This window comes from Sporosarcina sp. FA15 (genome assembly GCF_051550195.1).
Taxonomy (GTDB): domain Bacteria; phylum Bacillota; class Bacilli; order Bacillales_A; family Planococcaceae; genus Sporosarcina; species Sporosarcina psychrophila.
The window spans coordinates 1768075-1783248 of sequence record NZ_CP188818.1; the positions used below are offsets into that span (position 1 = coordinate 1768075).

A 15174-nucleotide genomic window follows, 5' to 3' on the forward strand; every position below is an offset into this window, starting at 1 on the left:
TTCCTCCTTAAAAATGAAGCACTTTTTCTATTCCTTCAACGACACGTGCCGTAGTTGGAAGATAATGTTCTTCTAATGTAAAGAATGGAACCGGTACGTCGAATCCCGTCACGCGTTCAATTGGAGCTCGTAGATAAAGGAAAGCGGTATCGTTTATAATCGAAACAATATCATTGCCGAGCCCTCCGGTATTATGCGCCTCATGAATGATGACCGCTCTCGTTGTCTTCTGCACAGATTGAGTAATGATGTCCCGATCGATTGGATACAATGTTCGCAGATCGATAATTTCGCAACTAATCCCCTTTTCCCCGGCCAGTTCGGCTGCTTTTTCTGCGATTGAAATCATTGCTCCCCAAGCAATAAGTGTGACATCCGAACCTTCACGCACGATCTTCCCTTTACCAATTTCCACAGTATACTTTCCAACAGGTACTACTTCTCTCTTCGAACGGTAGTTTTTCATAGGCTCCAAAACTAGAACAGGGTCAGGATCTTCCATCGCCGCAATCAATAACCCTTTAGCATCGTATGGATTAGACGGACAGACTACCTTGATGCCAGGCATATGTGTGAATAAAATTTCTGTACTATCAGAATGTATTTCGGGCGCACGAATTCCTGCCCCGTATGGTGCTCGAATGACTATAGGCACAGTAAAACGAGACATCGACCGCATTCTAATCCTTGAAACATGTGTCATAATCTGTTCGTACGCAGGATAGATAAAACCAAGGAATTGGATTTCTGCAACCGGTCGAAAACCGTTTACTGCAAGACCTATTGATGTGCCAATAATTCCTGCCTCTGAAAGCGGAGTATCGACTACCCGGTCATCCCCAAACTGCTCCTGAAGTCCTTCTGTCGCACGGAACACTCCACCGTTTTTACCGATATCTTCACCGAGTATGATGGTTCGATCATCCTCGTCTAGCATCAAACGCATGCCATCATTAATCGCTTGGATTAGTGTCATTTGTTTTGTCGTTTCGTTTTTTGGATCCGACTCTTTCAGTTGTGTCATCAACTATTGCCTCCCTAAATGTGCAAGGTACGCTTCTTTTTGTTCAGCGAGTTGTGCTGGCATTTCAGCGTATACATGATCGAAAACGTCAGCTACATTCGGCGGCGGAAACTTTTCCATTTCTTCTACTGCTGCTTCAACTTCACTAGTCGTTTCTTCTTTAGTCGCTTGGATCCACTCATCATTCCAGTAGCCGTAATTCTTCATGAATAATTCTAATCGGATAAGAGGGTCAACAAAATTTTCTCCTTGTTTTTCAGGACGATATTTAGACGGATCATCAGCAGTCGTATGAGCTCCTTTTCGCCAAGTAACCGCTTCTATCAATGTCGGGCCATATCCACACCGGGCATAGTCAAAGGCCTTTTTCGTTTCAAAATAAACTGCAAAACAATCATTACCATCAATTCGATACCCTGGCATACTATAGGCAACTGATTTTTGAGCGATTGTTGCAGAATTCATCTGTTTTTCAATCGGAACCGAAATCGCATACCCATTATTTTGATTAAAAAAGACGACTGGTACTTTGAATACGCTTGCAAAATTCAATCCTTCATGAAAATCCCCTTCCGAGGTAGCACCGTCGCCGAAATAGGCAATTGCAACATTTTGTGTTCCCCTTCTCTTTTCAGCCCATGCAGCACCTGCGGCATGGGGGAGTTGAGTCGCAATTGGAACAGCTGGCGGGAATATATTCCTATCCGCTGGAGCTACACAACCTTCTACTCTCCCATTCCAATACAAAAATGTTCTGGCCATACTTTTCCCGAACGTTATCGTCGCACCATGATCACGATACGTCGGGAACACCCAGTCGTCGGCATTTAGTGCGAGTGCGCTACCAACTTGAGCAGCTTCCTGTCCTTCAAAAGGCGCATAAGTACCTAGACGTCCCTGTCGTTGCAAATTAATTGCTTTTCTATCAAATGTACGAACTCGTAACATGTGATAGTACAAATTTTTAACCAATTGCTCATCTATCTGCTTTTCAAAGCTTGTATCAACAAGAAAGCCTTTATTATCTACTATTCTTTTTATAGGATAGTTATGTTCCACTTAACTTGCCTCCAATCAGGAATGATTGCGAAACGACCGCTTTGGTTTAGCTGGTGCTGAGTAAAAGCTATTCCTTCTTCCTCGATCCGCTATTCTTTTCTCGCACATTGCATTAGCGGATTCCTCTGTTGTTTTTCCACTATTCGCAGCTTCCTCGTAAACTTCCAAAATTGCATCGTATATATGTTTCGTTTTCACAAGTACCCGCTCATGGTTAATGCCATACAATTCATCTGCCACTTGAATAAGCCCACCAGAATTGACGATATAATCCGGTGCATATAATATCCCTTTATCTCGTAATAATTTACCGTGTCTATCATCTAATAACTGATTATTAGCCGAACCTACAATCGCTCTTACTTTAAACTGAGGAATTGTAGCGTCGTTAATAATTCCACCAAATGCACACGGAACAAATATATCCGCTTCCTGCGAATAAATAGCTTCATTTGCAACAATTTGTACGTTACCAGTAGTTTTTGTTGCAACTTCTTCAATTGCCCGCAGACTCTCTTCATTAATATCCGTTACGAAAATGCGAGCTCCTGCTTCAAGCAATCCACTTGCAACTTTGAATCCAACTTTTCCAAGACCTTGAATCGCGTATATATGTTGGCCTAAATCGTCATTTCCATAGAGCATCTGATTGGTCGCTTTTATACCGTACAAAACACCTGCAGCTGTTGGAATTGATGAGTCTCCGCCGCCCCCATATACCTCAGGGAGACCATTGACGAAATTGGTTTCTTTCATTGCGTGAACGAAATCATCCATTGTCGTTCCCATATCCGTTCCCGTATAAAAACGGCCGCCCAGTGAATTCACAAATTGACCGAACGCACGAAATAATTCCGGTGATTTATCTGTTTTCGGATCACCGATAATAACTGCTTTCCCACCCCCGAAATCGACATCGGCTGCCGCACATTTATAGGTCATTCCTTTTGAAAGGCGAAGAACATCTTCTAACGCTTCTTCCACACTGCTATAAGGTTGCATGCGACATCCGCCGAGTGCTGGTCCAAGCGTTGTGTCATGAATTGCAATAATCGCACGCAAACCTGTTGAAGAGTCATTACAAAAAACGACTTGCTCATGCTCACTCATTCGATCGAAGAGTTCAAATTCCTTTGTCATTGACGTTCTTTCAGCTAGCATTACTCGATTCTCCCCTTTAAGATTGGTCATGAAAACCTCTTTTTTCAGGATGAAGCTTCATTCAGCTTTTCCGCAATTTTTTCCTTTAACAATATAACTTGCATCACTTCACCTTTTCCGATAAGCCCTAAATGATTTTCTGCAGTGACTTTTGTCACAACCCTATTGTCACGAAACTCGATTAAATTGGCTGTCAAGGTAACTCTAGATCCAAGTGGAGACGCAGCAAGATGCTTTAGTTGGACTGATGCACCCATTCCCTCTTCATGCTCTTCCAAAAATGGAAGAATAATTTTTCGAGAAACCCACTCCATATGATATGTCATTGCTACTGTTGAATAGACGGGATGTACAACTTTCCCCTCAAAAGAAGCAAACATATCCTCTGTCACAATTATTTCGATCGTCTCTTCTCTACCAATGTTTAACCCACACTTCATCCGCTATCCCTACTTAAGTTATAGTTTAAATTACTCATTTTTCCTTATGTCCTTAATTTCTTCTATCGATTTATTCAGTTGATTTTCTGCTTCTTCCATCATGCTATCAAGTAGAATCTTCACAGTCGGGATGTTTTCAATTAATCCTGCAATCTGGCCGCTATTGACAAAACCATTTTCCATATCGCCTTCGATTGCACCCAAGACATGTTGTTGTTCCGAAGTCATTTCACTATATTGTTCCAATGTCATTCCTGCTTTTTCTAAGTCTTTTAGTTTCATTGCGTATGGCGTTTTTAATATCCGTCTCAGCCGCCCTACACTGCGTCCAATAAGTAACGTTTCGGTATCACTTGCATTCACAAGGTTGTGCTTGTACGTGTCATGAAATGGAGCTTCCTTTGTCGCTATTAAACGGGTACCCATTTGCACACCACTCGCCCCTAACGTCAGCGCAGCTGCCAAACCTTTACCGTCACCGATTCCACCCGCAGCAATTACCGGCACGTTAACATTCTTCACTATTTGAGGTAGTAGCGTAAATGTCGTCAGTTCCAAGTTAGAGTTGACGCCAGCTGCTTCAAACCCTTCTGCCACGAGAATATCTGCCCCCGCTTCCTCAGCTTTAAGTGCGTGTTTTACTGAGGCTACAAGCGCAATGACTGTCACGCCTTGTTCATGTAGTAGGGGAATATAAGGTACTGGATTTCCTGCTGATAGCGAAACAACTGATATATTATGTTTAATGACAAGATTAATCAGCTCTGTTACGTATGGTGAAATACTGATTGCGATGTTGATTGCGATATTCTTGTTTGTCAGTTTTTTCGTTTCAACTATTATTTTTTCTACTTCATCTGGAGTCATTGTTCCGCATCCAATTGTGCCGAGTCCCCCTGCCTCTGAAACAGCCGCTGTCAGTTTTGCGTTACTGATATTCCCCATTCCACCTTGTATAATTGGAAGAGTGATTTGAAGCACTTTACAAACGTATATCATTTTTCTTCCACCCCTGTGCAATTATGTTATGCTAAGAAGAGTTAAAAGATAATTAAGATTAGTAAACTAATTTGAGGGGGAATAGTTTTGTTAATCACATTTAAAGGAAAAAGCCCTGTTCTTGATCCTTCGGTTTTCGTCGCTCCGGGTGCAAAAATTATTGGAGAAGTTCAAGTTGGGGCAGAATCTACTATTTGGTTTAACACGGTCTTGCGGGGAGATGAAGGGCCGATTACAATCGGTAATAAATGCAGTATCCAGGATAATTCAACAATTCACTTATATGAAGATGCTCCAGTCGTTATAGAAGATGAAGTTACCGTTGGGCATAACGTTATCCTGCATGGCTGCAAAGTCGGAAAGCGATCGATTATTGGAATGGGTTCTACAATTCTTGACCACGCAGAAATTGGTGAAGAATGTATTATTGGCGCCAACACATTAATCCCACCAGGCAAGAAAATCCCCCCTCGTTCATTGGTTGTCGGTTCTCCAGGAAAAGTAGTAAGGGAATTGAACGACAAAGACTTCGAGATCATTCAATTATCGATCGATTCATATGTTCAAAAAGGCTATGACTATCGGGAGATTTTTAAAAACGAAGGACAATAATTGAGTTTCCTATATAAGATTTTCTCTCTAGAGAAACTCTTATATTGAATATTACATGGGGCTACAAACCACAATGGTTTGTAGCTCCTTCCTTTTGTGGATAAACCAATGTTTCGATATCTAAACGGATTAGCGAGGAATACATTAACTAATTGGTTCACCTATTGACACGCTATTATCCTTCATAGTGTAAGTTGCAGTAAAATCGAAAGAAAAGTTTATTCTAGAGTGACACTTATTTGTATACGACAAAAAAACGTTGAACTATTCAGGTTCAACGTTTTGGATGCATTTCAATATCACCGGCTTAGAAACTGGTGGTTCTTAATTCGCTTGACACTTTCTCTGGCAGTCCGCACTTTTAGGCCCCTAGCCCTTTTTCATCATAGAACTCGGCTTAATCTTCAGCATTTCCACCTTGTACTCTCAGCCCAGGAACTAAAAATATGGAATGTGGTAACAATTCTCTGACCTTTTTTGCATCAGATGGATAGGTTGCTCCGACGACTGCAAATTTACAACAAATAAGCATAACAATTAGCTATGCTTTTAAAAATTATTAATGTCATCTATTACACTTTTTAAAACCTCAATTGATTCGACTGTGTTATTTTCATATTCCAAGCTATGATTGACATTAGGAATGAGTCTCGCAACTATTTTTGGGTTGTTTGCCAATTGATTAAACCTTTCCTCGGTATAACAATGATCATTATCTCCGATGAAACATAACCCACTATTAGTAATGCTAACCATTGCATCGAAAACATCATCCCTTTGAATCAACGGAGTTAACCATACTGCTTTAGCTTCTTCGAAGATATCCCTCCTTAACTCTGAGCTCATAGCAATTGTTCCAAGAGATTTGCCGATTATATAAAAGTTTTCATACGAAGTTTCCTTTAAAACAGTATCAATTACTGTTCTCACATCGTATTTAATTGCTTCGCTTAATTCTTCCATACTAAATTCTGCATAGACTCTGTCATTGTATTGATAATTAACTTGTAATACATCAAAGCCTTTATTTAAGAATATATCTGTTGAGTAATGAAAAAGAGGACTCCGAATGGTATATCCTGCACCCGGAAGAAAGATGCTCAAATTTCCCGCGTTTTCTTCAGATCTTAACAACGTATAAGAAATATTCATTCCTTTATATCCCTTAACGCTTTCTGTATTTGTTTTCAACATTGATATCTCCCCCGTTCCTTATCAATTATACATATTGTCCCAAACTAAATATATAAATATTTCAATTTATTAGTTTTTTGTGTCCGCGTTTTTTTATTCAATTCAACTGCCTTTCAACAATCGAACTACGACACCTTAGAAAATGCAAAAACAAAAATGCACACCATTAAGTAACAGCCTTTGAGAAAATAGCCAAAAAGAAAAGCACCGCTAAATGCGATGCTAATTGATACTCTAAAAGGGTGCTGATGAGGATACCGTTTAATTTGTTTAATGACCTTTTATAACCCCAACAGAACCCGTGACTTTGGGCAGCCAGTTACTTTTTAGTTTGTTAAGTAGTCAATAATAAGTGGGTGGTCATCTGCGTCATACGTTTTATCTTTCCTTCGCATGTCGTTGTCTTCTTGGAATACTCCTTCGAAAAAACGGCTTGCTGATTGTGCCAGCAATTTATAATATTGCTCAAATAACAGAGTGGCGTGATTACCACTCCACACTTCAGGCAGCAGCTCTTTTGGGAGACCTGGATCTGTAAAGAGAAACTTTCGGTATTCGTGCACAAGGTTGGTGCGCTCCACGAAACACTCTGCATCCGTCATTTTACCTTCGTTTATTATACTTTGGTGGACAATGTATTTTTTGCTGTACGTCGCAATGAATTCTTGATATTTCCCTTCAATTTCTTGAAGTGGCCAGCTTTTTTCAACAAGCAACTTGTCCGCTTGCGGTCCTTTGTAGTCACATACAAAGAAATCTACGTAAAACTGAATATCATATTTTTCAATAAGAAGGTTCACTTCTTTTTCGAGATCAATTGGCGAAATCCAGCATCCATTTGAAAAACTTCCGAATCCGCTCCATAATAACTCTTTTCGAAGTTCATCACGAATTTGTCTTTTTTCTTCCGGAATCGTATACATAAGCATGCGCCATTTTCCGTCCCACTCAGTTGGGTTTAATTTGAAAATACGAATTGCCGCTTCTTCAATCCGTGCTTCCCCTCGCACCGTCAAGAAATAATAACTTTTGTTGCCTTGTTTTTCGGATTGAATCCATCCTTGTTTCATCATTCTTGAGACAGCTACTCGAACCGATTGTTCATTATGACCAAATTCCTTCAATAACCGAATCAAGCTGCCAATCCATACTTTGTTGCCGTAATGACGGATATAATCACCGTAGATTGTAAAAATCATTGATTGTGTATTTGCCATGATATTCACTCTTTCTTTTTTCGTTCCTTATCGATGTATCACGATTCGACAGTTCTTTTATTATTCCGAGACATTCTCAATAATTGCCGCAATTCCTTGGCCTACCCCGATACACATTGTTGCGAGTCCATATTGAACATTCCGTCTTTTCATTTCATATAAGAGTGTCGTTAAAATTCGGGCACCGCTCGCGCCTAAAGGGTGTCCAAAAGCGATTGCTCCACCATTGACGTTTACTTTTTCAGCGTCCAACTCTAACTGTCTAATGCACTCGAGTGATTGGGAAGCGAAGGCTTCATTCACTTCGACGAGTCCTATATCATTCATCGTCAATCCCGCACGTACTAGCGCTTTTTTTGAAGCAATAATCGGACCAAGCCCCATGACAGCCGGTTCAAGTCCCGCCGTTGCCCCCGCAACATATTTTGCTAAAGGTTTAAGATTTAGTTCCTTCGCCTTTTCGGCACTCATAAGAAGCAATGCACACGCGCCATCATTAACACCTGATGCGTTGCCTGCTGTAACTGTACCGCCCTCAAATAATGGTTTTAATTGTGCCAGTTTCTCAAGCGTAATGTCCGGCCGCGGATGTTCATCTTGATCTACAGTGATTTCATTTCCTTTTCTATCCGTATAAACAACCGGAACAATTTCTTTGGAAAATCTGTTAGCTTCTATTGCTGCCTTTGCACGTTGTTGGCTTTCATATGCAAACAAATCCTGATTTTCTCGCGTTATCGTGTAACGTTGCGCGACGTTTTCAGCGGTACGCGGCATCGAATCCGCTCCGTACATTTCTTGTAGTTTTTTATTCGTAAAGCGCCAGCCAATTGTTGTATCTTGCAGTTCCATATTACCTCGTGGATTTGCCTTATCCGGCTTTGCCATAACAAGCGGGGCACGCGTCATACTTTCCGTTCCGCCTGCAATGTAAATATCACCATCCCCAACTGCAATTGCTCTTGCAGCGTAAATAACAGCGTCAAGACCTGAACCACAAAGACGGTTAATCGTCGTGCCCCCCACCTCGACTGGAAGACCCGCCAACAATCCTGCCATACGTGCAACATTGCGGTTATCTTCTCCAGCCTGATTGGCGTTTCCAAGAACGACCTCTTCGATCTGCTCTGCGGGAAGATTTGGATTTCGATCAATAAGTGCCTTAATGACGATTGCACCTAAATCATCTGGACGTACGTCTTTTAACGCGCCATCGTACCTGCCAATAGGTGTACGAACAGCGTCTACTATGACTACTTCTCTCATTTCGTAATCAACTCTTCTCCATGTGTATAATCGTAGACACCTTTTCCGCTTTTCCGTCCAAGACGCCCCGCTTTTACGTATTGTTCTAGGAGAGGCGCTGGACGGTACTTTTCTCCAAGCTTGTCATATAAATAGTTCAAGTTGTTCAAACGTGTGTCAAGACCCACTAAATCCACGAGCTCGAATGGACCCATAGGGTAATTTAAGCCAAGCTTAATTGCTTTATCAATTTCTTCTGCTGTTCCAAGTCCCTCTTGCAGCATATAAAATGCTTCATTGCCGACAAGCGCACTAATCCGGCTTGTTACAAACCCAGGAAATTCATTAATAACAACCGTTTCTTTTCCCATATTGACAGCAACTTGTTTAATCGTCTCTACCGTTTCATCACTCGTTTCCAAGCCCCGGACAATTTCAACAAGAGTCATTTTATGTACGGGATTGAAAAAGTGCATGGCGATTGTTTTTTCTGGGCGTTTACCGAAAGAAGCAATTTCTGTCGGACTCATCGTCGATGTATTCGTTGCAAAATAACAATGTGCTGGTGCATATTCTTCAATCGTTTCAAATACTTGCTTTTTAATGGCAGCCTTTTCAGGAACAGCTTCAATGATTAAATCCGCATTCTCTGCGGCTTTTGCCAAGTCACTTTCATAATTTAAATTACTATGCGCTTGTTCAGCCTGATTTGCTGATATCTTTCCGCGTGCGAGACCTTTTTCAAAGATACTATCAATTTCTTGTTTCGCATTTTCCAATGCGGATCCATTGATGTCGACAATTGTAACTTTATATCCGCCAATCGCTCCGACATAGGCTATTCCTCTGCCCATCACACCGGAACCGACAACAACTATTCGATTAATCATAAGTGATCCTCCTTTTTATGATGAAAGAATACGGACAGGAGATCATACATCCCTGTCCGTCGTTTTTAAAAAGATAAGAAAACATTAGTTTTTCAATTTGGAGCAGTGTCTAGCTCCACGCGCCACCCCCTTGGTCATAAGCAATCCAGCTATGTGGCAAAGAGCGCCACGTCACTAGATCGTCTTATGCCTGTCGCGTCTTGCGGGCGCCTTTCGCTTTTCTTTATAGTCCAAATGGATTTACTGGCCGACTGCCAAAGTACGACATAATGCTTTTTGTTTCAGTGTAAAGATCAAGCGATCCGATTGCTAGCTCACGGCCAAATCCAGATTGTTTATAGCCACCGAATGGTGTACCTGGGAATGCAGAGAATGGCGTGTTGATCATAACGATTCCCGCTTGAATTTGGTTCGCAACACGTGTTGTAGTTGCAGTATTTGTTGACCAAATAGAAGAAGCTAGCCCAAAATCTGAGTCATTTGCTAATGCAATTGCCTCTTTTTCGTTTTTAAACTTCGATACGACGACAACTGGTCCAAAGATTTCTTCACGAACAACTTTCATGTCTTGTGTTACGTTTCCGATTATTGTCGGCGCATACCAAAATCCGTTTTCAAAGCCTTCTGGTTTTAATTCTTTACCACCAGTAAGGATTTCAGCACCTTCATCAATTGCAGATTGAACATACATTTTCACTGTGTCCAACTGGCACTGATCAATAACTGCGCCCATATGTGTTCCTTTATCAAATGGATCCCCAATTACAAGTTTTTCTGTTTTAGCAATAAATTTTTCAACGAACTCATCGTACACATTTTCATGAATATAGATGCGTGTACGCGCATCACACGATTGACCTGTATTATTGAAAGCTCCGTAGAGTGAACCATCAACGGCTGCTTCAATATCTGCATCTTCAAAAACAAGGCTTGGGGATTTTCCACCAAGTTCTAGTGTTACGCGTTTTACTGTTCCTGCTGCTTTTGCCATAATGTCTTTTCCAATTGGTGTAGAACCCGTGAATGCAACTTTATTCACTAGTTCATGTTCTACCAAGTAATTACCGATTTCAGATCCAGATCCTGGCAAAATGTTAACGACGCCTGCTGGAACCCCTGCTTCGTAGCAAATTTCTCCAAGAATAATAGCTGTAAGTGGCGTGAGAGACGCTGGCTTAATAACGACGGAGCACCCTGCTGCAATAGCTGGAGCAATCTTCCAAGCAGCCATCATAAGTGGATAGTTCCACGGAATAATTTGCGCGCATACACCAAGTGGTTCTTTTTCTGTGTAATTATGGAATTGACCAGGTACATTATTCACAGAACCCCCATGTCCAACAATAGCGCCCGCATAAAATTCAAAGTCTTCAATGGCTTGTGAAATCTGCCCTTTAGCAGCTGCAAGTGATTTACCTGTATTCAAAATTTCTAGTTCTACCAGCTCATTAAAGCGGGAGCCCATAATTGCTGCAATTTTGTTTAGTACACGTGCACGCCGTCCTGCAGGAGTTATTTTCCATTTTCCATTATCAAATGAATCCCTGGCAGCTTGAACAGCTTTTTCAGCGTCTTCTTTCGTCGCTTTCGCTACTTCAGCAAGTAGTTCACCCGTCGCCGGATTATAAATCTTTGTGCGCTCGCCACTGCTACTTTCGACTTGTTCACCGTTGATAAAAAGTTTGTAGAAATCACGCTTCATCGTTTCTTGTTCGATTTCGATTTCGATTTCATGGGTTTTTGTCATATGGTTTACTTCCCCCTATTGGCCTGTAAAAACAGGTTTTCTTTTTTTCATAAATGCATTGATGCCTTCGCGATGATCTTTTGTTAAACCAGCTATTCGCTGTCCTTGGGCTTCATGTTCAAGATATTCTTCAAAAGAAAGTTCTGATATCGTCATCAATGAGCCTTTGATTAATCCGATTGCTTTTGTTGGTAAAGCGGCAAGTCGTGTTGCAAATGCAGATACATCCTCTTCCCATGTTTCTGATGGAATCAGTCGGTTTGCAAGACCCATTGCAACCGCCTCTGTAGCTGGCACTTTTTCTCCTAAAATGGCTAATTCTGCAGCTTTAGATTGTCCGACTAATTGTGTTAAATAATAAAGATTACCTGAATCCGGAATAAGCCCCACATGGATGAATGCATTTAATAAACTGGCACGCTCAGACATTAGTCTAAAGTCACAAGCAAGCGCAAGGCTAAACCCCGCCCCTGCTGCTACACCATTTACTGCTGCAATAATCGGTTTTTCACATTTTCTGATTTGCTGGATCATCGGTCCATAATGATCTCTTAACACTTGACCATGATCCATATAATCATCAACTTCTGATAAATCTTGTCCGGAACAAAATGCCCGGCCTTCACCCGTAATGACAACACAGCGCACTTGTTCATCATATGATGCCGCTTTGATTGCATCTTTTACTTCACGATTCATCTGCGAGATAAAAGCATTCAGTTTGTCAGGTCTATTTAAAATGAGCCACGCAATTCCATCTTTGACATCGTAACGAATTGTCTCAAACATTTAGCACACTCCTTACTTTCCTTGATAATCCGGCCTTCTTTTCTCAACAAATGCGCTCATACCTTCTTTTTGATCCTGTGATGCGAAAAGAAGGTAGAAATTTTTCCGTTCATACTGCATTCCTTCATACAAGGGATAATCCACTGCTTTATTAACCGAATCTTTAATAAGGCGCAGTGAGAGCGGTGGTTGTTTGGCTAGTCGATTTGCAAACTTCAGAGTTTCTTCCATTAATAGTTCAGGAGCAACAACTTTGTTAATGACTCCATGTTTGAGTGCTGTTTCCGCGGAAATACGCTCTCCTGTCCAAAGCCATTCGAGCGCTTTCGTACGTCCGACAAGTTTCGTCAACCGCTGTGTCCCTCCTGCACCCGGCATGACGCCGAGGCCTGCTTCCGGGAATGAAAATTCTGTACCGCTTGCTGCAATTAAAATATCACAGCACAATGCAAGCTCAAATCCCCCTCCTAAAACAAAGCCTTTTACTGCACCAATGATTGGCTTTTTAATAAGTGTAAAACGGTCCCAATCAGCAAATTGGTTCAAGAGTTCAAGGCTGACTGGGTCATCTCCAGTCATTTCATCAATATCAGCCCCAGCTGAAAATGAACGGCCTTTTCCAGTAAGGACGATAATGCGAACTTCTTCTTCTCGATCAAACATTTCCATTGCAGTAACGATTTCACAAACCATTTTCCGATTCAACGAATTTAACTGGCGAGGACGATTCAGTTCAATCACCGCGATGTTTCCCTTTACTGTCATTTCAATGAATTCAAAACTATACACTAGGCATCCTCACCAATCATTAATGTGACAAGATCACCCGCAAACCCCATCAAGTCTTTGCCTGATGCCTTTCCTTCAGCTGTGCGCAAACCTGCCTGTAACGCCTCTAGATTGTCATACTTCATCTCACATGTGAGGTAATATTTCCCTTCACCTCCCATTGGAGATCCCGATATTTTTGTTATCTTCATTTCACGGAGACCTGGAATTTTTGCTGTTAGTGGTGAATGTACATTGAAATAATGATCATCAAAAGCCTCTTTGTTTTCTGGGTGTTTGTACAAAGCAATTAGTTTAGCCATTTTTTCTTCTCCTCACTTTACATTAATGTAGACACAGGTTTCATTGCCTCAAATACGTTTTTACAGCTCTTACAATACAAAATACTTCTGCAAGCCGTTGGTCCAAAAATATTTTCCATTGATACATAGCCAGATCCGCAATAGGCACAATCCACATGCCATGATCCATCTTCCTCAAAATAGCGGGGCGGGGGAGCAATCCCAAACTTTTTCAGATTCACATGACCTTGTTCCGTTATACGGTCTGATGTCCATGGCGGATGAAAGACGAATTCTACTTCAATCGTTTCAACTTCCGGTAGTTTTTTCACAGCATTTACTGTATTCGTTTTAATAAATTCGAGTGCAGGACATCCCAAAAAAGTCGGTAGAAGTGTGATTTTCACGTTATTTCCTTCGGTTGTGACTTCGCCTACCATTCCAAGATCAATAATACTCACCGAATCAATTTCCGGATCTTTCACATTCATAAGTACTTCAAAAATACGCTCAGTTGAAACATCTACAGAAGCAGTCATATTATTCACCTCTTTCCTGGTACCGTTTACCAGACAGCTGCCGGGTCAAGCTTGTAAACTTCGGAAAGCGTGCCGAGTGCTTCATCCAAGTCTTTTGTGTGCTCACCGTTTCGTCCGTTCATCACGGGATGTTTCGGTATCAACGGTACTTCCATTTGGAGGGTTTCGAACACTGGATTGATGATAGCTTGCCATTGTTTCTTCATTTTTTCCTCACTGTCTATTAAGTTACTGCTTTCAATCTTTTGTTTCTGATTTCCAAAAGAAAATACATCTCCAAAATCATTCAAAACAAGCGTAATTGCATCATTCATTTTCTTTTTTGCCACATCCGTAGAACTCATTAACTGCTTAAACCACGTTTCCCAGTGCAACTTGTGATAATAAAGTTCCATTTTCACTTTTATCGCCACTTCAGCAATAGGTTTGTATGAGCTTTCACATAACGAATCCATTTTCACCTTTTTCGCTTGTATATAAAAATAACTCCTTACGACTTGATAGGCCCAGTCATAATTGGGTGTTTCCATATAATAACCTTCGCCGTTCACCCGTTCCGTCAAAATGCTGTTCTTTCTTTCATCTGTCGGACGTAAATGGGCCAAGTCATCCGCTTTTCCAGCTCCAAGCTCTTCAAGTAATTTGTAGTACATCGCCGCATGCCCCATACTGTCTTGGCTAATGGATGAGGAAGCTACGTCTTCTTCAATGTGAGGAGCGAGTCCGAGCCATTCAGATCCGCGGAATGCGTACAGAAAATCATCATCTGCTAATTGGAACAACAAACTAGTGATTGCTTCTTTATATTCCATGCTCATGCCATTGTCTGTTATGCTCATTTCCGCTCCCCTCCCCATGACAAAATTTCTTTTTCATCAAGCACTTGCTGTTCATATTGACGCCATTTTTTCTTTAAGTAACCATAGCCTTTTGTCGTCCTGTACTCTTTATTGTCTAGCCTGGTGAGCGTCATCTTCTCTTCGGCATTCATTTTCCTAACATTCTTTCGATTTATAATCCAAATGTCTGCAACTGGTTCACGGCGCATGAAATTTTCCTGTGCCAAAATAAGTGCCATATCTTCATTTGGAGCCAGTAAGCTGAATTGGTGTTGGAATGCCGAGCTCGGTGTCCGCTTACTGAACACTTCATATTCTTGATAAAATGTTTTTTCTCCAGTCATTTTAC

17 protein-coding genes are annotated in these 15174 nt (G+C 41.2%); 1 reads left to right on the top strand and 16 read right to left on the bottom strand.

Annotated elements, in window-relative coordinates:
• Positions 1-7: 7 nt before the first annotated feature.
• From ACP8HG_RS08610 to ACP8HG_RS08630, 5 genes are read right to left on the bottom strand one after another with little or no spacing between them, the layout of a single operon-like run.
• On the bottom strand, positions 8-1024 hold the full coding sequence (locus ACP8HG_RS08610) for an alpha-ketoacid dehydrogenase subunit beta (RefSeq protein ID WP_438298491.1): 1017 nt from the start codon (positions 1022-1024) through the stop codon (positions 8-10).
• 3 nt (positions 1025-1027) lie between these two features.
• Positions 1028-2083: a pyruvate dehydrogenase (acetyl-transferring) E1 component subunit alpha gene (pdhA, locus tag ACP8HG_RS08615; RefSeq protein ID WP_438298492.1), complete on the bottom strand. Its 1056-nt coding sequence runs from the start codon at positions 2081-2083 to the stop codon at positions 1028-1030.
• Between the two features lie 15 nt (positions 2084-2098).
• The gene (locus ACP8HG_RS08620; protein WP_187047916.1) at positions 2099-3244 is read right to left on the bottom strand and encodes a Leu/Phe/Val dehydrogenase; all 1146 of its coding nucleotides are present in this window, start codon (positions 3242-3244) and stop codon (positions 2099-2101) included.
• A 44-nt stretch (positions 3245-3288) separates the two neighbouring features.
• Positions 3289-3684, bottom strand: a complete 396-nt coding sequence (locus ACP8HG_RS08625) for a thioesterase family protein (protein WP_067210598.1) — start codon at positions 3682-3684, stop codon at positions 3289-3291.
• A gap of 30 nt (positions 3685-3714) precedes the next feature.
• Complete coding sequence (locus ACP8HG_RS08630) at positions 3715-4683, bottom strand: NAD(P)H-dependent flavin oxidoreductase (RefSeq protein WP_438298493.1); 969 nt, start codon at positions 4681-4683, stop codon at positions 3715-3717.
• Positions 4684-4770: 87 nt separating this feature from the next.
• Between ACP8HG_RS08630 and ACP8HG_RS08635 the strand changes: the two genes are divergently transcribed.
• Positions 4771-5295 (top strand): gamma carbonic anhydrase family protein, encoded by a 525-nt coding sequence (locus ACP8HG_RS08635; protein ID WP_340742362.1) that lies wholly within the window; start codon positions 4771-4773, stop codon positions 5293-5295.
• Between the two features lie 549 nt (positions 5296-5844).
• Here the strand turns inward: ACP8HG_RS08635 and ACP8HG_RS08640 are convergent.
• From ACP8HG_RS08640 to paaB, 11 genes are all read right to left on the bottom strand, one after another.
• Positions 5845-6489, bottom strand: a complete 645-nt coding sequence (locus tag ACP8HG_RS08640) for an alpha/beta family hydrolase (RefSeq protein WP_421101075.1) — start codon at positions 6487-6489, stop codon at positions 5845-5847.
• A gap of 326 nt (positions 6490-6815) precedes the next feature.
• Entirely contained in the window at positions 6816-7706 is an 891-nt protein-coding gene (gene paaX, locus ACP8HG_RS08645; protein ID WP_438298494.1) for a phenylacetic acid degradation operon negative regulatory protein PaaX, read from the bottom strand.
• A 60-nt stretch (positions 7707-7766) separates the two neighbouring features.
• Positions 7767-8972 carry a thiolase family protein gene (locus tag ACP8HG_RS08650; RefSeq protein WP_438298495.1) on the bottom strand — a complete coding sequence of 402 codons (1206 nt, stop codon included), beginning with the start codon at positions 8970-8972 and terminating at the stop codon, positions 7767-7769.
• A complete protein-coding gene (locus ACP8HG_RS08655) occupies positions 8969-9841 on the bottom strand; it encodes a 3-hydroxyacyl-CoA dehydrogenase (RefSeq protein WP_067210620.1) in 873 nt (290 codons plus the stop codon). The genes ACP8HG_RS08650 and ACP8HG_RS08655 overlap by 4 nt, the downstream gene beginning before the upstream one ends.
• A 223-nt stretch (positions 9842-10064) precedes the next feature.
• Positions 10065-11588, bottom strand: a complete 1524-nt coding sequence (locus tag ACP8HG_RS08660; RefSeq protein WP_438298496.1) for an aldehyde dehydrogenase family protein — start codon at positions 11586-11588, stop codon at positions 10065-10067.
• A 15-nt stretch (positions 11589-11603) separates the two neighbouring features.
• Complete coding sequence (locus tag ACP8HG_RS08665; RefSeq protein ID WP_187045189.1) at positions 11604-12377, bottom strand: enoyl-CoA hydratase-related protein; 774 nt, start codon at positions 12375-12377, stop codon at positions 11604-11606.
• A 12-nt stretch (positions 12378-12389) separates the two neighbouring features.
• Positions 12390-13142, bottom strand: coding sequence for an enoyl-CoA hydratase/isomerase family protein (locus tag ACP8HG_RS08670; protein WP_342539803.1), 753 nt, complete (start codon positions 13140-13142; stop codon positions 12390-12392).
• Positions 13143-13165: 23 nt separating this feature from the next.
• A complete protein-coding gene (locus ACP8HG_RS08675) occupies positions 13166-13468 on the bottom strand; it encodes an EthD family reductase (RefSeq protein WP_354312691.1) in 303 nt (100 codons plus the stop codon).
• A 17-nt stretch (positions 13469-13485) separates the two neighbouring features.
• Positions 13486-13986: a 1,2-phenylacetyl-CoA epoxidase subunit PaaD gene (gene paaD / locus ACP8HG_RS08680; RefSeq protein WP_067210631.1), complete on the bottom strand. Its 501-nt coding sequence runs from the start codon at positions 13984-13986 to the stop codon at positions 13486-13488.
• Between the two features lie 26 nt (positions 13987-14012).
• The gene (gene paaC, locus ACP8HG_RS08685) at positions 14013-14825 is read right to left on the bottom strand and encodes a 1,2-phenylacetyl-CoA epoxidase subunit PaaC (RefSeq protein WP_187045191.1); all 813 of its coding nucleotides are present in this window, start codon (positions 14823-14825) and stop codon (positions 14013-14015) included.
• Positions 14822-15169 (bottom strand): 1,2-phenylacetyl-CoA epoxidase subunit PaaB, encoded by a 348-nt coding sequence (paaB, locus tag ACP8HG_RS08690; RefSeq protein ID WP_067210636.1) that lies wholly within the window; start codon positions 15167-15169, stop codon positions 14822-14824. Before paaB ends, paaC begins: the two co-directional genes overlap by 4 nt.
• Positions 15170-15174 lie beyond the last annotated feature (5 nt).